Source organism: Burkholderia sp. Cy-637 (assembly GCF_011753175.1).
Classification (GTDB): domain Bacteria; phylum Pseudomonadota; class Gammaproteobacteria; order Burkholderiales; family Burkholderiaceae; genus Burkholderia; species Burkholderia gladioli.
This window is the reverse complement of sequence record NZ_VWWC01000136.1, coordinates 1-18,940: the sequence shown is the minus strand read 5'-3', so window position 1 is coordinate 18,940 and position 18,940 is coordinate 1. Positions and strand designations below refer to the sequence as shown.

Below are 18,940 nucleotides of genomic sequence, written 5' to 3'. Positions count from 1 at the left end.
CAGCAGGCGCAGCAGGGCCGGGAATTCCGCCTCGAGGCAGGCGATCAGGCGCATCCAGTAGCCGTCCGCGTAGACCGCCAGCCGCGCGCGCGGGTCGACGCCGGCGGCCGTGGCGATCACGCGCTCGATGCCGGCGCCATGCAGCGCGCGGGCCTGCGCGAGCCCGGCGCCGAGCCCGCCGGGATGCGTGGTGGCGGCCTGCATCCAGTGCTGGATCGCGGGCAGGTCGAGTTCGGCGGCCAACAACGTGTCATCCATCGATCGCCTCCGGCACCAGATAGTGGAGCGGGGTGGAGAGCGCCATTTCGCTCGTCTCCACGGTTTGCGGTGCCGCGTCGGCAAGCGCTGTTGTTGCCTCGCCGCGAGCCGCGCGACGCGCCTTGTCGAGCTCGGCCAGCAGGCCCTCGTAGTCGGGCAGGTTCGCGTCCCATTCGAGCAGGGTCGAGACGCCGCCCGTCAATTGCTGGGCCAGGCGATACAGATTCCAGACGCCGGGCGGCACCGGCTGGTCGTGCGTGTCGACCAGGCAGTCGCCGCATCGCGTGTGGCCGGCCAGGTGCAGTTGCACGATGTGCTCGGGCGGTAGCGCGCGCAGGTAGGCCTCGGCATCGAAGCCGTGATTGAAGGCGCTGACGAAGACATTGTTGACGTCGAGCAGCAGCCCGCAGCCGGTGCGTTCGGCCAGCCGCGCCAGGAATTCGCATTCGGGCATCGTCGAGGCCTGGAACTGCACGTAGCTCGACGGATTCTCGAGCACCAGCGCGCGCCCCAGCACCTGCTGCACGGCATCGACGCGCGCGGCGACGTGGTCGAGCGAGGCCGGGTTGAGCGGCAGCGGCAGCAGGTCGTGCGAATTGTGCGAGCCCAGGCCGGTCCAGCACAGATGATCGGAAACCCAGGCCGCGCGCAGTTCCTCCATCAGGCGCCGCAACTGGCCCAGGTAGGCCGTGTCGAGCGGCGCGTCCGAGCCGATCGACAGGGACACGCCGTGCATCACGATCGGCACCTCGGCGGCGATCCGGTCGAGCATCGCACGCTGGTAGCCGGCGTCCTCGAAGTAGTTTTCGGAAATGATCTCGAACCAGTCGACGCGCGGGCCGTCGGCGAGGATCGCCGGCAGGTGCTGCGGGCGCAGCCCGACGCCGAAGCCGAGATCGGGCAGGCCCAGGCGGGGCGGCGGCCCCGGCCGGGACGCGGCGCTCGCCGCATCCCGGCCCGAGGGCAGCGCCCGCGGGCCGCGGCCGTCAGGGGTGACGGTGACGGACATGCGAGGCTCCGATCAGGTCGACGGCGGCAGGGCGATGCGCAGCGTGGTCGGCAAGGGCTTGGCCGGCGCCGGCTGGCCCGGGTTGCGATGCGCCCAGACCTTCTCCAGCGCGCCCCAGGCGATGTCGTAGACCGAATCGCCGACCGCGAAGTCGAGCGTGACGATCACGGTCGCGTCGCCCTCGGTGCTGGTGAGCGGCTCGGGCGTGCCGTCGGCCTTGAAGTCGAACAACTGCATGGTGCCGCTGCTCGGGTAGAGCTGCGAGGCCGAGATCGGCACCGCGCAGCCGCCGAAGCCGTTGCAGCGGTTGTCGGCCGGCGCGCTGTACAGCGTGGGCGCGCCGCAGCCGCCCTTGCCGGAAGCCATGGTCGAGGGATGGCCGCAACTGCCCGCCGAGCCGGCCGATTGCGAGCAATTGCCGCCGCCGCTGACCGACTGGACGAAGCCGCATCCGCCTTGCGTGGCGCAATGGTTCGAGCCCTTGCAGCTGTGATAGACCGCCTGCGCCGCGCAATCGCCGCCGGAGCCGTCGAGCGCGAGCGACTGGCAGGCGTGCATCAGGGCCTCGCCCTGGGTGCCGGTGCCCGACGAGGCGCTCGCCTCGCGCAGGCTCGGCGCGCTGCCGTACACGGCCCAGTACAGCGCCATCCGATCGCCCGAGCCGACCATCGACGGGAACGGGAACTGGACCGTGGTGTCGCCCCAGGAGCTCGACAGCACCGTGGTGATGCCGGCCAGCGCGCCCTGCACCACGTTGTCGAGCGTGGCGCTCGGCATGCCGGTCTTCAGCTCGTTGAGCGCCGTGGCGACCGCCTCGGGCGTGGGGATGTTGGTGGGCGCCTTGGCCGGATCGTAGTCGGCCGTGGTCAGCATCGAGGCCGACCAGCTATTGCCGGCCTGGTGCCAGTGCTGCCAGGTCCGCAGGCTGCCGAGCTGCTCGGCGATCTTGTGGAAGCGCTCGAAGTGGTTGAGCGTGCCGTTCGGCACGCGCGCCGTGGCGTCGTCGCTATGTGGCTCCTGCGCGCCGGTATCGCTGTAGGACGGGTAGTCGGCTTCCAGGGCCGGCTGGCTCGGCTGGAACTGCACCAGCACGTTGGCATTGGCCGCGGCCAGCGCCATGCGCCGCTGGTTGGCGCGCTGCTGGACCTTGCCGATGAAGGCCTGGATGGTGTCCCAGTCGATGCCGCCTTCGCCCTGGTCGCAGATGGCCCACATCATCAGCATCGCCTGGATGTGGGCGTCGAGCGCGCCCGTGAAGGTGATCTGCGACGGCATGCCGGGATACTCGGCCATCGGGTGGCCCGAGCTCTTGCTGTTGAACAGGTCGCGCTGGCCGACCGCGCCCGCGAAGCACTTCTCCCACAGCGTCTGGCCGTCGGTATAGGCGATGTTGGTGTACTGCAGCAGGCAGTAGTACATCCAGCCGATGGTGCCGAACATCGGCAGGTCGACCTCGGTGCTCTGCGCGGTCCAGCCGTCGAACGGGACGGCCGGGAAATAGCCGGTCGAGGGCTTGATGCTGGCCAGCGCGGTGGCGTGATCCTGCTCGATGATCTCGAACAGCGCCGTCTGCGAGGGCGTCAGCGCGGTGAGATCGACCGCGGCGGGAACCGGGTTCACCGGGTTCGGCTTGAGGTCCCTGAGATCGATGATGTGCGGGATCACCGTCTTGTCCGGGCCGTAGCAGATCCAGTTGTATTGCTCGTCCTGCAGGGCCGGGCTGTTGAAGTTCGGCTTGACGCCCAGCGCCGAGCACAGGTTGGCCGCCATCTGCAGGTGCAGCATCTCGTCGATGAACACCGAGAACAGCAGGTTGTAGGCGGTCTGGTTCGCCAGCTCGACGGGCGGTGCCGCCGGGATCTGGCCGATCGAGCGGCCCGGCCAGACGCGTCCCTGGTAGTAGGAGATGTCCTTGGCGTTGATCGCATGCGTGCCCTGGATCGACTTCATAGCGCACATGTAGATCGGGACGGTGAACAGCTCGACGTTCACCGCCGCCTGGACCAGCGCGCGCAGGGCGGCCTGGTCGGCGGCGAGATGGGACAGGTCGCGATCGCTGATGAGGGGCGGGTTCTGGGGAATGCTGCCTGAAACGTGCACCGGCGTATCCATACAGGCCTCGATGGGGGACTTGATCCATGCTTTCCCGAATACGGAAAAGACGGACTGCATTTTTTGAAATCTTCCGGCCGGCAGGCCATATTGGCCGACTTCACCCGTGCTCGATCCGGAAGCTTGTTTTCGATTCGACGAAATCATGCCGCGGGCGCGCATTCGCGATGAATGCGCCGGCAGCTGAAAATCCCGGAAAATCGATTGCCGATCGGCTGATTTACTGGCTGGTGGTCTCCGTCCAGCGCGATGGCAAGCGCAAGACTACAGCAGAAAATATCAATTTGTGTGACATTTTTACAGCGGCTGTTTTTAACGGAATGCTTATCGACTATTATCCTGCTGCCTATTGAATTATCGATTGCTTAATCGCCATGACAGGCCGGTTGTCGATTCGGGTTGTCCATGAGTCGATCGCGAAACATCCCGTCCCGGAGCTCGCCCATGAATCCGCTGCGCATCGCCGTGCTGTGCCTCACGCTGGCCGGCTTCGCCGCCGGCATGATTGCCGCCTTCTGGTGGTATCGCGCCAGCGAGGCGGGAGTCGATCCCGCCTGGAGCAAACACGAGGGCGGGTTCGAACCGGTCGACGCCTTGCAGTCGCAGGCGGGCTGGCTGGTCGGCCTGCTGCAGGCCGCCGACGTCTCGGCCCGGCTCAACCAGCGCGCCGCGCAATGGACCGCGGTGTCGGTCCTGCTGACCGGCTTCGCGAGCCTGCTGGGGCTGTTTGCCTGAGCGCCGGCCGGCGCGCGGCCTGTTTATCGATTTTCCCGAAACAAGCCGAATATCCGTCCGCCTGAAAACAATTAAACAAGCCGTTTGACAAGGCATCGGGCCTATGTTCATATCGCCGGCGGCTTAATCGATGAGCCATTCAATGGCTGTTGCCATTTATTGATCAGTCTTCGTTTCAGTTTTCACATCCTGAGCATTGAGCGGCGAGCCGCGGTAGCGCAGGGGTATATCAAAAAGACATTCTCGGCCGCTCTTTGTCCTGTTGTCACCAATACGGAGAAAGAGATGAAAAAAGTAAAATCCCAATTAGTGGTCAAGCTGCTGGCCGCGTTGTTGTTCGGTGGCGTGGCGGCGTCGCAGGCGATGGCTGCCGGCACCACCTTCAACCTGGTCAACGGCACCAACGGCGCCTACCCGGACAGCAAGGTGTACTGGACCCTGGTGGGCATGGACCCGGCGCACAACAATGCCTATGTGCATGTGAATTGCGCCGGCAACCTGATTCCGATGAGTTCGAACGACAATTCCGCGCAAACCAAGAACGGCATCGGTTACGCGAATTACTCGATTCCCTTTTCGCAATGCAAGTCGGTGACGGTGGCGGCCATCACCTCCGCGCGCCTGTATCTGACGGTGGGCAGCACCCTGTATCTGCAGGCGGTCGGTAATCCGGCCACCGGTTATACCGGTCCCAATATCGAGAATCCGACCGATCCGAATATCGACGTGGTATTCGATTTCGTCGAATTCGACAGCAACGGCGCCAATTTCTTCGGCAATACCACGCGGGTCGATCAGTTCGGCTTCCCGCTGCGGCTGCGCCTGCAGGGCCAGGGCGGCTTCGACCAGACGGTGGGCGAGACCGAATCGCGCGCGGCGCTGTTCCAGGCCTACCAGAACCAGGTGCCGGCGCCGTTCCAGGGCCTGAGCCAGGCGCCGTACCGGATCGTCGCGCCCGCGCACGGCAGCTTCAAGGCCGGCGGTGCGAACGCCAACTACCTGGACAGCTACATCCAGTCGATCTGGAACCTGTACAGCACCCAGACCCTCACCTTCACCGACGCGCAAGGCACCTTCAGCGGCCATGTGGTGAACGGGCAGTTCCAGTTCACCGACGGGCAGGGCACCTACTACATCAACCACAAGCCGACCACCAGCGAGGTGCTGCTCGGCAATGGCGTGTTCAACGACGCCTCGAACGCGGCGCCGGGCGTGCCCACCGCCAAGCAGTTGCAGATCCAGGCGCAGGTCAGCGCGGCGATCAACCGCCATGTCGCCGAGAACGCGGCGCTGTGGACCAGCCCGAGCGCCTTTTATGCCTCGCAGCCAACCAACTCGTATGCGCAGTTCTGGCATGCGCATGCCATCAACAACCTGAGCTACGGCTTCTCCTACGACGACGTGGGCGGCTTCAGCTCCTCGCTGGTCGGCACCAACCCGACCGTGGCGACGGTCACCGTGGGCTGGTAAGCCTGGCCTGATCCGATCGATGGCGGCCGCTCGAAGCGGCCGCCATGTCAACGACGAGGCCGGCTACCTCGTCACCGACCCGGCCCGGCGCCTTGCCGGGCGCGAGTCCCGCTTCCGCTTCACAGGCCAGGGGCGCACCAACGCGAAGACCATGTCACTGGATTGCGCGACCGAGGAATGGCCGCAAGCGCAGAGCGAATACGAGCAGGTCGGCACCCTGATCAACGAGAAAGCGCCGGGAACATGCCTGTTCCCGGCGCTTGCCTCATTTCATCGAGACATCCAGGCGATCAATCCGATTCCGTGAACTGGATCGCCGGCGAGCTCGAACCCGAGCCGGCCGAGGCCGTGCACTTGCCGAGGCTCAGGTTGTTGGTCTCGCCGGTGCTGCCGCCGTTGTTCGGGCCGATGCAGCTCGGCGCGGCCGAGGAGCCGTCGGTGACGGCCAGCTTGACGGTGACCGAGGCGCCCTTGTTGAAGTCGGCGCGCGAGCCGCCGGCGTTGCCGACGATGTTGAACTCGGCCTGGGTCCAGCCGTTGGCGATATCGGAGACGCTGTCGCGCACCGAGGAGCTGAAGGCCTGCGTGCCGAAGGTGACGGTGGCCGTGTCGGTGCCGTTGGCCGTCGCCGTGCCCGCGAGCTTCAGGCTGGCCAGTTGCGTGATCGGGATCTGCTTGGCGACCACCACCGACGGGCTGTTGCGGAAGCAGTCGTCGCCCTGGCCGCTCTGGTCGGCACCCGCGTCGATGTAGCCGCTCGGGCAGATGTTGGTGTTGCCGCCGTCCACGTCCTGGCCGTAGTTCTCGAGCCAGGTCTGGATGAACACGTCGGAGGTGCCGGTCAGCGCCGTGCCGGCCGAATTCACGTCGTCCGAGACCAGGATGTATTGCTGCCAGGCCAGGCAGCCCGAGAAGCCGTTACAGGCGGCCGACTGGTCGACGAAATTGGTGTTGAGCTGCAGCGTGTACTGGTTCGCGCCGGTGATGCCGTCGCTTTCGCTCGAGCCGAACGGCACGTTGGCGCCTTTTTCCGATGTCACGCCGCTGACCGTCGGGAAGCTGCCCACCACCTCGCTGATCAACTGGCCGCCGGGCGCCTGGATCGCGTAGTCGAAACCGTTGCCCACCACCTGCTGGCCGCTGCTGCGCAGCTTCTGCTCGCCCAGCCGCGCGGCGCTGCTGCGACGCGAGGAGTGATAACCCGATACCGGGCCGCAGGCCACCTTGTCCCATTTGAGGTTGGGATAGGACGCGTGATAGCAGCCTTCGCCGCGCGGCGCCGATTGCCGGACGTTCTCGCGCCACGATGCCTGCGCCGCCGTGTCGGCCTGGACCTGCGCCTGGTCGACGAACGCATTGGCGGCCTGTCCCGCGTAGGCGGACGAGACCGGCACCGCGCCGATCAAGACGGCCGCGCTCGTCAGCAGCGTTGCGCGAACCACGTATTGCATGTCAAGCCATGTCCTCGATCGCATCTGTATCTCCAGTGGAAGCTAGGTGTGTTGGGTTCGGGCCTTGTGGGCCCGGGCCACGACTTCTCGAACGACAATCCGCGGCAGGACGGATGGTGGAATGCCTGCCGTGGACCACTTGCCTGAGCGGCGAAGTTCTTTTTCGATGGCTTCACATGGATTCGACGAGAGTACCCCCCTCGTCGGGCCGTCACGGCCCGTCTCCCGCGAGACCAATCGGTAATTCGGTAATTGCTGAATCGGGCTTTTATTGAAAAAAACAGAGCCCCTCGACAATATCGATTGTCGAAAATCATTTTCAATCAGGATTCAATTCGTCCAATTCGGCCGATCGATTCAAGGCGTGCAAATGCGGCGCCGAAAACAATCGACGGAAATCGTTGAATCGCGGATTCGGCGGATTCGGCACATGCGGCCGATCGGGCGGAATACCGCCCCGCTGGGCCGTGGCTTACCGGCGCAGCGTGTATCGACAGGCGTTTGAAAACATCGGAAGCGGCCCTCTCCATCGAGTAATTCTATTTACATGCGATTGTCGGCTATTTGTCGGAATTGCAACAATTAATCCGCAACACCTCGATTGGCAAGCAGAGTGCCGTGAAATATTTCGTAAGTCAAACTTTTTTTGATGGCTTCTAAAATGTTTTGCCGGCGGTAATATTTGTCGAATTCGGCCGATATGCGGATGTAAAAATTCCGCGAGAATCCCAATGAAAATGGAACGAATCGCGGCTTCATTCAAGATTGCCGATCGATCTGGCGATAATGCGAATCCAATTGTCGGCAGGCGGATGGGGAAATGAAAGGCGCCGGATAGGCCCGCGCGCGCAAGGGGCCGGGCGCGGGGGCCCGGCCGGCCGGTTCCCGGCGATGCGTTGCCTTTACGGCTTCACGAACTTCAGCGTCATGCGATCCGATTCGCCGATCTCCGCGTATTGCGCGCGATCGGTGTCGCCGCCCGCGTAGGTCGGCGGCAAGGACCAGACGCCGTGCGGATGATCGGTGGTGTCGCGCGGGTTGGCGTTGATCTCGCTGCGCCCGGCCAGCACGAAGCCGGCAGCCCGGGCATGCTCGATCACGTAGGCCTCGGTCACGTAACCCGAATCGATCATGCGTTGAAGGGACGTTCCCGGGCGGGCGCGATGCTCCTCCACACCCAGCACGCCGCCGGGCTTCAAGGCGTCGTAAAAGGCGCGCAGGTTCGCGTCGATCTGGCCGTCCTTGATCCAGTTGTGGATATTGCGGAAGGTGAGCACGGTATCGACATGCCCTTGCGCGTCGAAGCCGGAGAAGCGGCCGTCCCGCAGGCTGCCGATCGCCACCGGGCCGTAGATTTCCGGATGCGCGGCCAGCTTGCGCGCATAGGCGAGATCGCCCCGGCGCTCGGCTTCGGGCTCGGGCGCGGGGCCGATGTATTCGGCCTCGTACAGGCGCCCCTTGCCGCGCAGCACGGGCGCGAGGATATCGGTGTACCAGCCGCCGCCCGGTGCGATCTCCAGCACCGTTTGATCGGCATCCAGGCCGAAGAAGCGCAGCGTCGCGCCCGGGTGGCGATAGCGATCGCGGGCGCGCGCGGCATCGCTGCGCTGGGTGCCGGCGATCGCGGCGTCGAGCGACACGGCGGGCGGCACGGTGGCCGCCGTATCCACGGCGCCGGCGTTCGCCAAGGGCGGCTGCGCGCAGGCGCCCAGGCCGAGCGCGATCAGCGCGGCGGCGATCGATGCCGCCGCGAAGCGTGGGACGGTGGAAAGCTTGGGAGCGCGGGAGGAGAGGGTCATGGTCGATCGGCGCAGTGACGGGTAGGCGACACGATACGCGCTTGCCCGACAATCTGCCCGATCCCGGCCTTGGCGCCCGCGGGCGTTCCGGTTCAGTGCCGCTGCGGCACGGCGGGAGCCTGCCCGACCGCCGAGGGCATCAGCCACAGCGCCAGGGCGAGCGAGACCAGGCAACCCGCCAGGACTTCCTCGATGCGCAAGCGCGCCAGCGGCAGGATGGCGAAACCGAGCTGGCCATAGACCAGCCCCACCAGCGTGGTGATGAAGAACACGCCGCGCGTATAGGCATGCAGGATGTGGTACGCCCAGCCGAACACCGACAAGGCCATCGCGGCGATCAGCAGCCAGGGCTGGTGCCCGCACCAGTTCACGCACAGCACGCTGGCCGCGGCGCCGGCCAGGGTTCCGGCGATCCGCTTGAAGACGCGCACGCGCGTGCCCTGGCGCGAGGTGGTGCCGAGAAAGACGACGAAGGTGCTGATCACCGCCCACATCGAACGGTCCTCCGACAGGCTGCCGCCCGCCAGCATGGCGAGCAGGGCGGCGGCGGTCGCCACCAGCGCCGGGCGCCATGCCAGGCGGTGCAGGCGATGCGCGAGCGAGGGGCCGAGCGGCTTCCCGGTGAGCCGTCCGCTGACGACGAGTTCGGCCAGGCGATGCAGGGCCCGGCGCCAGCCGGTGCCGGCCTCGATGCCGTGGCCCAGTGGCTGGATCGCGTCCGCCGGACCACCTGGCGCGACCGGAACGAGGATGCGCCCGACCAGGGTCACGATCCCCGCGGCGAGCGTCATGATCCCCAGCATCTCGACCAGCAGCGCGCCGGACGGGTGCAGATAGAGGCCCAGATAGAAGCCGACCAGGCCGAGCAGGCCGGCGCCGACCGCGCGTGCGCCCAGCGTATGGCACAGCAGCCCGACGAAGACCACCGCCAGCGAACCCGCGATGCGCAGCGCGGGATAGGGGGCGAGCGCCGCCGCGGCAGCGAGGGACGCGCCGGCGCAGAGGCAAAGGGTGATCAGCGAGACCAGCCAGCCCGACCAGCGCGGCTCGCGCAGGAACAGCGGGGCGATCATCGCGAACAGGGCGCCCGGCACGGCGACGGTCGGCATCATCTGGTGGTGGAGCGCCCAGCCGACGCCGAGGCCGGCGCTCAGCAGGCAGGCGAGCGTGGAGCGCGAGGCGGCGCGCAGGCGGGTGAAATCGGGATCCTGGAGGCGGGCGCGGGTCAGCGCGCGTGAGCAGGCGGCGGCGATCATGGTCGACGATATCCGGGCATATCGACAAACCGGCTTGTGGCCGGCGTGGCGATGGCCGGGCGCGAGGGGCCCGGCGTTGAACGAGCCTGCGGCGCGCCTTGGCCGGGGTTGCCGGCGGCGGGCGGCGCCTGGTCAGGCGTGTGTTCCGGGCCGCCAGCGTGGCGCCCAGGGTAGGGCTCGCGGCGGGCGGCTCGGGTTTTCCCGGATCATAGCCGATCAAAATTGGGCGATGTCCGGGATGCCCGGGATGCGTCTGGCGCCGTCCACCCCGCCAATCCGCGATCCGCTCACCGCTTCATCGAACGCTCACAGCGACGGCGCCCAGGTGGTGCCGAACGGGTTCGACTGGTCGATGCCGGGGAAGTCGACGAAGGCCTTGCTGCAGTCGAGCACGCTGCTGGAGCCCAGGTCCTGCGTGGCCGAGCCGTTCACCGCCACGCGATTGGCGGCCGAGGCGAAGATCGGCAGGTTGACGTTCTGCAGCGTCAGCCTGGCGTCCGAGGCGATCACCGAGATGCTGTTCGGGGAATCGGCCACCACGTTGCTCAGCGTCATCACCAGCGGGAAGGCCGGTTCGCCGTAGCCGCCGGTATTGGCCTCGAAGCCCTGCAGCTTGACGCCGGCCGTGCCCGAGATCACCACGTTCGAGATCGAGATGTCGTGGAAATTCGGATACAGCGGGCCGCCCGCGGGCAGCGCCTTGGTGCTGTAGTACGGCGTGAACAACAGGGCATTGGTCGCGTCGCGGATGCAGATGTTCGAGTAGTTGATGTTGCTCACCTCGCCGCCGCGTGCGTAGTCCGACTTGATGCGCAGGCCTTCCTCCGAGTCCCGGAAGGCGTTGTCGTAGACCTGCACGTTGGTCACGCCGGCATTGGTTTCGCTGCCGATCGAGATGCCGTGCCCCCAGTAGATGTGGTTATGGGCGATCACGATGCCCCACTTGCGGTCCGAGCGCACGTCGCGGTTGCCGTCCACCCCGAACAGCCCCGAGCCCGCCGGCGCCGGATTGTTGCTGCCCTTGAGCGCGATGTCGTCGTCGCCCGTGCTCACGTAGTTGTAGGCGAACACGAAGTTCTTCAGGTAGCCGTCGAACGAGATCGCGCCGCTCGCGCTCGCGGTGGTGCTGCCCGTCGACAGCGCGACCGAGGTCGGCTTGGACGCGGAGCCCGGATCGAAGGCGTCGGTGTTCTTGACGTTGTCCTCGCCGAAGGTCTGCCCGGTGTAGAGCGGATTGCCGTTGCCCGCCGGGTTCGCGAACGCGGCCAGCGTCGGCGTCTGCACCTTCACGCCCCAGACCGTCAGGCCGTCCACGCCGCTCGGCACCACGTGGAAGTTCGGGCTGTTGTTGAGCGTGATGCGATACAGCGTGAGGTTCTTCGCGTAGTTGAACACCATCAGCCGGAAGTTCGATTGCGAGGCGGTGCCCGTCGTGCCGTTCTGCACCATATTGCCCAGGTAAGCCAGGTCCCACCAGCTCATGTTGCGTACCGAGGATTTCGAATCGACCACCGTGCCGCCGTTGTCGCAGGCGGTGCCGTCGGGCGCCACCGTGCCGGTCTTGTAGGCGGCATAGGTATTCGAGCAGCTCAGGTCGACCTTCATCAGCGGATATTTCGCGTCCGACGTCACGATTTCCGCGTAGCCGCGTCCGTCGATGCGGCCGTCGCCCACCACGCCCGAGTTGACGAGGTTGGTGCCCGTGATCAGGGCCAGGCAGTTCGACGAGCTGCCGGCCTTGGTCGCGCTGACCGCCGTGTTGCCGCAATAGGGGCCGGCGAGGCTCGGCGCATAGGCTTTCACGTCGCGCGAGGCGTACAGCGTGACGCCCTTGTCGATCCACAGCGTGACGCCCGAGGGCAGGGTGAGGGGGCCGCTGATGAAGCCGTTGCCGGGGCCGCTGCTGTTGACGACGAGGCGTACCGCGAACTTGCCGGCCCGGTACCTGGGCTTGGCCAGCTCCTCGCCGGACGCGCCCGCGATATTGAGGTTCGCGACGGCGGCGGCTTTTTGCGCGGCGGTGGCCGAGGCGTCGGCGGCCGCGATGGCCGGGCCCACTTCGGCGTCGACCGAAGCGCCGCAGGCGTCGAGCGCGGCCTGGATGCGCGCCTGGTCGGGATTGGCCGTGGCCGGCGACACCGCCTTGCCGACGCCGGCCACCGACGGATCCGCTTCCGGCGGCAGCGAGCCGTCCGGACGGCTGACCAGCGTGTTGCCGGCCTCCAGGGTGCTGCAGACCTGCGCGTCGGTGGGCAGGCTCGGCTCGGCCGGCAGGTTGGCGTCGAACGTGGTGGTGCCGACCTGGAACACGCTGTTGGGGGCAGGTGGCGTGCTGGCCGTGGCCGGCGGACTCGAATCGTCGCCGCCGCAGGCGCTCAGCGCGGCCGCTGCCGCGAACGAGGCCGCGAGCAGGCACAGCAGACGCGCGCATCGCGTCCGTGAGGAGGATGTCATGGAAGGGTGTCTCCTGAATGGGCATCGTGCATTGACGATGCCGGGTTGGTATCGGCTTGGTATCGGGTGGCGGACGGCGAATCGCCGGGTGTTCGATTCGCGTCGTCGAAGGGCTGGGCCGCGCTCGTCGTGTGAGCCGCTTTATGGTCAGTCATCCTATAACGACAACTGGATAAATGAAAGATGACTGATGATGGGCCGGAAGAGACGACTCGCGTGCCGAATACGGTGGCATCACTCGAAATAAAACATCAATCTTATATTTGTTTTAATTTGGGAATTAAATTCTAAATCATTCGCTTTTCTAGCGATTGGATACTGCACCTACGGGTATGCACCAAGCCTTCATCATCCCTTCAAGGCACAAATTCAAGAGATTTGTTGTCTGATGTCTTATGTCTTCGTGACAGGCAAGGCAAGCCGGCATGCAGCCCGGAAGACGGACGTCGAGCGGAAGCGAGCGCGAAAAGGCGAAGTAGGGGACTCGCGCGGCGAGCGAGGGCGCCGGGATACACTTTCGGCCAGCATGAGGAGCGCCGCGGTCCGCGGCATGGCGCGCGAAGCGCATCGGCAACCCCAACCCCAGGAGCAGTCTTGAACGTACTCGACGAAGTTCGCGCACTTGAAGGAAAACGATTCGACGCGATGCAGGCAGGCGAGCTCGACGCCATCGCGGCGCTGCTGGACCCGCGGCTCATCTACGTGCACTCGAGCGGCCTGGTCGACTCGCGCGACACCTACCTGGCCGCGCTGGCCAGGGCGGAATACACCTATCACTCGGTCGAGGTCGTGAAGGACGAGCAGGCCGTGGTCGAGGGCGATGTCGTGATCCTCAACCGGCTGCTGGCCGTGTCGATGACCGTGAAATCATCGGGCCAGACGCTCGCGCGCCAGCTCAGCGCGACGTCCGTGTGGAGCAGGGCGAACGATGCGCGGGCCTGGCTGCTGGTCGCCAGTCACTCCACCAACCTCGCCTGAGGCATCGGCAAGCCGCGGCCGGCGCAAGGCGCGGCCGGGACGGGAAGGCGGATCAGACCGCCTCGGCGCACTCGCGCGGCACCGGCTCGGCGCCGGCGACGGCCGCCGCCTGGTGAAGCTGCGGCGAGGCGAGCCGATACAGCAGCACCAGGCCGAGCAGGGCGAGCGCCAGGCCCGGCACGAAATCGGCCCGCACGCCGGCGCGGTCGACGATGGTGCCGCCCGCGGCCGAACCCACCGCGATGGCGACCTGGATGATGCTGACGAACATCGCCGACCCCACTTCCGGCAGGTCCGCCGCCGCGCGCTGGATCCAGACGCTGAAGCAGAGCGGCAGGGCGCCGAAGGCGATGCCCCAGAGCAGGATGCCGGCGGTCTCGCCGATCCGCGAATGCTCAAGGAACAGCATCGCCGCCATCGCGCCCATCAGCAGCACGATCATCAGCATCGACGAGCGCTTCAGGTGGTTCGACACCACCATCGACATCAGCGCGTTGGAGACGAAGCCGATCAGGCCGAAGCCGAACAGCAGCAAGGTGAGGCCATTGACCGAGAAGTCCTGCTCCAGCAGCGGCGCGATATAGGTGTAGGTCGAGAAATGCGCGCCGAACACCAGCGCGACCATCAGCATGCTCGAACGCGTATGCGAGCGGCCCAGCAACGTGCGGAAATCGGCGATGCGCAGCGCCGAGGCCGAGGGCAGCGACGGCACCAGCACCGTCTGCGCCACCAGCGCCAGCGCGACCAGGCCCGCCGTCACGGCGAACGAGGCGCGCCAGGACGCGAACGAGGCGATGAAGGTGCCCAGCGGCACGCCGATCACCGTCGCGCAGGTCACGCCGGTCAGGATGATGGCGGTGGCCTTGGCCGTGTCCCTGGGCTGCACGAGGCGCGGGGCCGCCGCCGTCGCGAGCGTCCAGAAGCCGCCGAGCGCGGCACCGAGCAGGGCGCGACCCACCAGCATCAGGCCGAGATTGCCGGCCAGCGCGCAGACCAGGTTCGCCACCAGCAGCGCCGCGGTGAGCATCAGGAAGGCATAACGGCGGTCCAGGCGGCCGGCGCCGATGATCAGCGTCGGCGCGAAGATGGCCGCCACCACGCCGGGCGTGGTCACCATCAGCCCGGCCACGCCCGAGGACACGCCGAGATCGTGGGCGATCGCCGGCAGCAGGCCCACCGGCAGGAATTCGGAGGTCACGAAGGCGAAGGCGCTGATCGCCACGGCGATCACGGCCAGCCACTGACGCAGGGACGTCGCGGTCGGGTCGGTGCCGGAAGAATATGGGGGAGTATCGACTTGCATGATGCGGCCAGGCTAAAGGGAAGTTCGAGAGGCTAAACGGAGTTCCCTCGCGGACCAAGCCCCTGGGCTTGAAAACAATGAACGGCCTGGCTGAACAATTCACGAATGAGGCCCTGGCCGAGGCCTTTCGTTCGTTTCTCGCATCACGCCGTCATCATGCCGTCGTCACGCGGTCATCGCGCAGCCTCGGCCACGGGGAGGCCAGACGCACTCAGGCGGTGTCGTATTGCTCGCGCAGCAAGGCCTCGGGGTCCGGCGCGCGGCCGCGGAACGCGACGAACGACGCCAGCGCCTGCCGGCTGCCGCCCGGCTCCAGGATCTCGCGGCGGAAGCGCCGCCCCGCCTCGCGCAGGCCGGCCTCGCCGCCCGCGGCCCGCGCCTCCTCGAAGGCGGCATGGGCGTCGGCTGCGAGCACGCGCGCCCACAGATAGCTGTAGTACGCGGCGGCATAGGGGCCCGCGAACACATGGCTGAAGGTGTGCAGCGTGTGCGCCAGCGGATCGAGCGGCACCACCTCGTAACGCTGGTGCAGCGCGGCGGCGCGCGCCTGCCAGGCAGCGCCTGCTGCTTCGTCATCGGCCGAATGCAGCGCGAGGTCCTGCATCGACAGCGCGATCTGGTGCACCAGCTCGATATGGCGGTCGATGCGCCGCGCGGCGCACAGGCGATCGAGCAGCGCGTCGGGAAGCGGCTCCCCGGTGTCCACATGCGCGCTCAGCGAGGCCACCACCTCGCGATCCTGGCAGAAGTATTCGAGCCATTGCGACGGAAACTCGATCGCGTCCCACTCGACCCCGCGCGTGCCGGCCACGGCACTCTCGTCCACGCTGGTCAGCATGTGGTGCAGGCAGTGGCCCATTTCGTGAAACAGCGTGACGACCTGCTCGAACGTGAAGCAAGGCGGCGCGTCGTCCGTCGCCGCGAGGTTGCAGATCAGATGCGCGACCGGCGTGCGCGGGCTGCCGTCGTCGTGCCGGCCGCGCGCGCGGCCGCTCGCCGACCAGGCGCCGTCGCGCTTGCCCGGGCGGGCATGCAGATCGAGCCGGCAATGAGCGAGCAGCCGGCCGTCGACATCCTCCACGCGCATCAGCCGGATGCCGTGTTGGGTGGAAACGCCGGCTTCCTCGCGCAGCGCGATGCCGAACAGCCGCGAGATCAGCGCGAACAGGCCGCGCAGCACCACCGGCTCGGGAAAATAGCGTCGCACCTCGTCGCTCGACACGCCGTGCTCGCGCGCGCGCAAGCGCTCGGCCAGGAAGGCGAGATCGGCGGGTGCCGGTTCGGCGAGACCGAAGGCCTCGCTCGCCGACTCGCACAAGGCCTGCCATTCCTCTCTCGCGCGCGCGAGGCTGCGTTGGTGCAGGTCGTCGAGGAAGGCGCGAGCGTGTTGCGGCGTGCCGGCCATCATGCGGCCCAGCGAGGCCGTGGCGAAGTCGCGATGGCCTCGCAGGCGCGCATCCTCCTGGCGCAGCGCGAGGATCTCCCCGATCACCGGGCCGTTGTCCCAGCTCGCCTGGCCGTTCGCATGCTCGACGCCGGGCAGCGAGGCACGCGTCGTTCGCGCGCGATACATCCGCTCGCGCAGCGTGCGCCGCGTCGCGAAGCGCATCACGTCGTCGTAGATCGCGTAGTCGAGCGTGAGGCGATGGCCCTCGCTGCCCGCGCGCGAGGCTGCCGCGCGAGCGGCCTGGCGGGTTGCCTCGGGCAGCCCGTCCAGCTCTGCCGGGTCCGTGATGTGGCAGGCGTAGGCGCGTGTCGCATCGCCGAGATTGTCCAGGAATCGTTTCGATAGCACTGCCAAGCGCTCTCGCACGGCATTGAGTCGAATGCGCGCTTGCGGCGCGAGCCCGCATCCCGCCGCGAGCGCCTCGTCGATCAGTTGTCGAACCACCCGCTTGCGTGCCGGCGAGAGCGCATCGAAGCTCGGCGACGCGGCCAGCGCGCGATAGCGGGCCAGTAGCGCCTCGTCCTGGCGAAACCGGGCACGCGCGGCGGCCAGGGCGCCGATCGACTGGCCATACGCCGTGCGCAGTTCGGCCGAATCGCGGATCGACAACAGGTGCTCGATGCGCTCGGTCACCGTGTCGAGCGCATCGAGGGCCGCGCTCACCGGGCGCGCGACGCTGGCCCAGGTGGCCGGCTCGCCGGCATCGCGGGCACGCGCGACGGCATGGTCGAGCGCGGCGATGCAGGTGTCGAGCGCGGGGCCGAGATGGTGGTCGAGGATGGCATCGGGATCGGGAAGCGCGTGCGGGTCGAGCAGGGGATTGAGCATCGTCGGGCATCCGTCGGACAGGTTGGTGGCGAACCATAACCGGCCCGCGTTCGCGCCGCAATGGCCAGGCGCGCGAAACCTACCTATAAGTTCTCATAGTTTCTGGTGAGGACGATGCGCGTTACGCTGTTTCACGCAATCAAGCGAACGATTTTCTTCCGCCTTTCCTCCTTCACTCCAGGAACGTCGCATGCCCTCAGCGCTCGAGCCGGCATTGCCGTTGACGAACAGTCAGATGGCGATGTGGCTGCAATGGAAATACGCGCCGGACGATCCGGCGTACAACAATCCGCTGTTGTTCGACATCCACGGCCCGCTCGATGTCGAGCGGCTGGCCAAGGCATTCGCGGCCGTGGCCGAAGCGCATCCCGCGATCCGCATGCGCTTCGCGGAACGCGACGGCATTCCCCGGCAGACGCCGGCACCCGCATCGCCAGACACGCTCGCGCGAGTCGATTTCGCCGAGCTGGATGCGGCCACGCGCGACGTGCGCACGGCCGCCGCGATCGAGGCCTGCGTGCGTGCGCCGTTCGATCTGACGGCCGAGCCGGTGCATCGTTTCCTGTTGATCCGAACCGGTGCCGATGCCTATCGGCTGGTGCTCAATATCCATCACGTGTGCGTGGATGGCGCCTCCGCGGCGATGCTGCTCGCCGATCTGTCCGCGGCCTATCGCGATCTCGATGCGTATCGGGCCGCCGCCGCGGGCGGCCCCTCGTTCGCCGACGCACTGGCGCTGGAGCGCGAGCGCTGGATGGCGGGCGAGCACGAGCGTGCCGAGTCCGCCTGGCGCGAGCAACTGGCGGGACGCCCCACCGGGGTGGATTTCGGCCGGCTCGCCTTCGCACGCGAACCAGGTGGCGCAAGCGGCGCGGCGCAACTGCGCTGGACCTTGCCCGTCAATCTGAAACAGGTGCAGCGCCAGACCCGCACCACGCCCTTCATCGTGCTGATGAGCGCGTTCGGCGTGCTGCTGCATCGCTATCTGCAACTCGACGCGGTGTCGATCGCCTATCCGGTCGACACGCGCGCGGCCGGCCTTGCCCGGATGTTCGGTTCCTTCATCAATTTCGTGCCCGCCTGCCTGGCGATCGACGACCAGCTCACCGCCGCGGCACTGCTCGAGCAGATGCGGCAGCAGCGCCGGGTGACCAAGCCGATCGCCGATTTCCCGCAGGTCGACCTGATGCGGATCGCGCGGCGCCAGCTCGGCGACGCCGCCGCGCCCGCCCTGAACGTGGCGCTGATCCCGGCGCGCTTCGAGCTCGACATGCTCGATCTGGACGGCGTCGCGACGCGACAGCTCGCCTGCTTCACGGGCGCCGCGAAACAGGACCTCGCGCTGCTCTACGACGGCGACGAGAGCATCGACCTGATCCTCGAATATCGCACCGAGGTGTTGAGCGAGACCGTCGCGCGCCAGTTCGCGCGCGACTTCGACACCATCGTGGCGCAGTTGCTGGCCCATCCCGAGCGCCGCATCGTCGATCTCGCGCTCAGCGACGACGCGGCCTTCGCGCAACGCTACGCGAGGCTCGCGGATGCGGCGCCGTCCGACTGCGCGCCAGTTCGCGCGCGACTTCGACCCCCTCGTGGCGCAGTTGCTGGCCCATCCCGAGCGCCGCATCGGCGATCTCGCGCTCAGCGACGACGCGGCCTTCGCGCAACGCTACGCGAGGCTCGCGGATGCGGCGCCGTCCGACTGCGCGTCATCCCTGATCGATGCGGCGCTGCTCGCGCAGCCGGCGCGCCTGGTCGCGGGCCGGCCGGGCCAGCATGTCACCGCGCGTGCCCTGCACGAGGCGGCCAACCATGTCGCGCATCGCCTCGCGGCGGCAGG

General features: G+C 67.3%; 14 protein-coding genes and 1 pseudogene. 6 read left to right on the top strand and 9 right to left on the bottom strand.

The window, feature by feature from the left end; translation table 11 throughout:
- From F3J10_RS26785 to F3J10_RS26775, 3 genes are all read right to left on the bottom strand, one after another.
- Nucleotides 1-258: putative DNA-binding domain-containing protein (locus tag F3J10_RS26785; protein WP_167243380.1), on the bottom strand; the 258-nt coding region annotated here is incomplete at its 3' end.
- The gene (locus tag F3J10_RS26780) at nt 251-1,267 is read right to left on the bottom strand and encodes a DUF692 domain-containing protein (protein ID WP_167232809.1); all 1,017 of its coding nucleotides are present in this window, start codon (nt 1,265-1,267) and stop codon (nt 251-253) included. The genes F3J10_RS26785 and F3J10_RS26780, both read right to left, overlap by 8 nt.
- A 12-nt stretch (nt 1,268-1,279) precedes the next feature.
- On the bottom strand, nt 1,280-3,379 hold the full coding sequence (locus F3J10_RS26775) for a ferritin-like domain-containing protein (protein ID WP_167243379.1): 2,100 nt from the start codon (nt 3,377-3,379) through the stop codon (nt 1,280-1,282).
- 167 nt (nt 3,380-3,546) lie between these two features.
- Here F3J10_RS26775 and F3J10_RS26770 point away from each other — a divergent pair, with 167 nt between their 5' ends.
- From F3J10_RS26770 to F3J10_RS26755, 4 genes are all read left to right on the top strand, one after another.
- Entirely contained in the window at nt 3,547-3,732 is a 186-nt protein-coding gene (locus F3J10_RS26770; RefSeq protein ID WP_167243378.1) for a hypothetical protein, read from the top strand.
- Nucleotides 3,733-3,823: 91 nt separating this feature from the next.
- Nucleotides 3,824-4,114, top strand: coding sequence for a hypothetical protein (locus F3J10_RS26765; RefSeq protein WP_166914800.1), 291 nt, complete (start codon nt 3,824-3,826; stop codon nt 4,112-4,114).
- 285 nt (nt 4,115-4,399) lie between these two features.
- Complete coding sequence (locus F3J10_RS26760; RefSeq protein ID WP_167232803.1) at nt 4,400-5,584, top strand: glycoside hydrolase family 64 protein; 1,185 nt, start codon at nt 4,400-4,402, stop codon at nt 5,582-5,584.
- Between the two features lie 19 nt (nt 5,585-5,603).
- On the top strand, nt 5,604-5,891 hold the full coding sequence (locus F3J10_RS26755) for a hypothetical protein (protein ID WP_167243377.1): 288 nt from the start codon (nt 5,604-5,606) through the stop codon (nt 5,889-5,891).
- Here F3J10_RS26755 and F3J10_RS26750 read toward each other — a convergent pair.
- From F3J10_RS26750 to F3J10_RS26735, 4 genes are all read right to left on the bottom strand, one after another.
- Nucleotides 5,875-7,035: a hypothetical protein gene (locus tag F3J10_RS26750; protein ID WP_025100356.1), complete on the bottom strand. Its 1,161-nt coding sequence runs from the start codon at nt 7,033-7,035 to the stop codon at nt 5,875-5,877. The two genes, F3J10_RS26755 and F3J10_RS26750, sit on opposite strands and share 17 nt — an antisense overlap.
- 902 nt (nt 7,036-7,937) lie before the next feature.
- Nucleotides 7,938-8,834: a class I SAM-dependent methyltransferase gene (locus tag F3J10_RS26745; RefSeq protein ID WP_167243376.1), complete on the bottom strand. Its 897-nt coding sequence runs from the start codon at nt 8,832-8,834 to the stop codon at nt 7,938-7,940.
- Between the two features lie 92 nt (nt 8,835-8,926).
- Nucleotides 8,927-10,090 carry an FUSC family protein gene (locus F3J10_RS26740; protein WP_167243375.1) on the bottom strand — a complete coding sequence of 388 codons (1,164 nt, stop codon included), beginning with the start codon at nt 10,088-10,090 and terminating at the stop codon, nt 8,927-8,929.
- A 306-nt stretch (nt 10,091-10,396) separates the two neighbouring features.
- Nucleotides 10,397-12,544: a glycosyl hydrolase family 28 protein gene (locus F3J10_RS26735; RefSeq protein ID WP_167243374.1), complete on the bottom strand. Its 2,148-nt coding sequence runs from the start codon at nt 12,542-12,544 to the stop codon at nt 10,397-10,399.
- A 594-nt stretch (nt 12,545-13,138) separates the two neighbouring features.
- On the opposite strand from F3J10_RS26735, the gene F3J10_RS26730 reads away from it, so the two are divergent.
- Nucleotides 13,139-13,522, top strand: coding sequence for a nuclear transport factor 2 family protein (locus tag F3J10_RS26730; protein ID WP_167243373.1), 384 nt, complete (start codon nt 13,139-13,141; stop codon nt 13,520-13,522).
- Nucleotides 13,523-13,574: 52 nt separating this feature from the next.
- Here the strand turns inward: F3J10_RS26730 and F3J10_RS26725 are convergent, their stop codons facing one another.
- The gene (locus F3J10_RS26725) at nt 13,575-14,825 is read right to left on the bottom strand and encodes an MFS transporter (protein ID WP_167243372.1); all 1,251 of its coding nucleotides are present in this window, start codon (nt 14,823-14,825) and stop codon (nt 13,575-13,577) included.
- 211 nt (nt 14,826-15,036) lie between these two features.
- Nucleotides 15,037-17,100, bottom strand: coding sequence for a M3 family metallopeptidase (locus F3J10_RS26720; protein ID WP_167243371.1), 2,064 nt, complete (start codon nt 17,098-17,100; stop codon nt 15,037-15,039).
- Nucleotides 17,101-17,290: 190 nt separating this feature from the next.
- Between F3J10_RS26720 and F3J10_RS26715 the strand changes: the two are divergent.
- Nucleotides 17,291-18,940 (top strand): annotated as a pseudogene (locus F3J10_RS26715) (condensation domain-containing protein); the annotation flags it as partial.

Coding starts and splice junctions, on each gene's coding strand:
- F3J10_RS26780 (WP_167232809.1), bottom strand. CDS start 1,267: ATGTCCGTCACCGTCACCCCTGACGGCCGCGGCCCGCGGGCGCTGCCC.
- F3J10_RS26775 (WP_167243379.1), bottom strand. CDS start 3,379: ATGGATACGCCGGTGCACGTTTCAGGCAGCATTCCCCAGAACCCGCCC.
- F3J10_RS26770 (WP_167243378.1), top strand. CDS start 3,547: ATGAATGCGCCGGCAGCTGAAAATCCCGGAAAATCGATTGCCGATCGG.
- F3J10_RS26765 (WP_166914800.1), top strand. CDS start 3,824: ATGAATCCGCTGCGCATCGCCGTGCTGTGCCTCACGCTGGCCGGCTTC.
- F3J10_RS26760 (WP_167232803.1), top strand. CDS start 4,400: ATGAAAAAAGTAAAATCCCAATTAGTGGTCAAGCTGCTGGCCGCGTTG.
- F3J10_RS26755 (WP_167243377.1), top strand. CDS start 5,604: ATGGCGGCCGCTCGAAGCGGCCGCCATGTCAACGACGAGGCCGGCTAC.
- F3J10_RS26750 (WP_025100356.1), bottom strand. CDS start 7,035: ATGCAATACGTGGTTCGCGCAACGCTGCTGACGAGCGCGGCCGTCTTG.
- F3J10_RS26745 (WP_167243376.1), bottom strand. CDS start 8,834: ATGACCCTCTCCTCCCGCGCTCCCAAGCTTTCCACCGTCCCACGCTTC.
- F3J10_RS26740 (WP_167243375.1), bottom strand. CDS start 10,090: ATGATCGCCGCCGCCTGCTCACGCGCGCTGACCCGCGCCCGCCTCCAG.
- F3J10_RS26735 (WP_167243374.1), bottom strand. CDS start 12,544: ATGACATCCTCCTCACGGACGCGATGCGCGCGTCTGCTGTGCCTGCTC.
- F3J10_RS26725 (WP_167243372.1), bottom strand. CDS start 14,825: ATGCAAGTCGATACTCCCCCATATTCTTCCGGCACCGACCCGACCGCG.
- F3J10_RS26720 (WP_167243371.1), bottom strand. CDS start 17,100: ATGCTCAATCCCCTGCTCGACCCGCACGCGCTTCCCGATCCCGATGCC.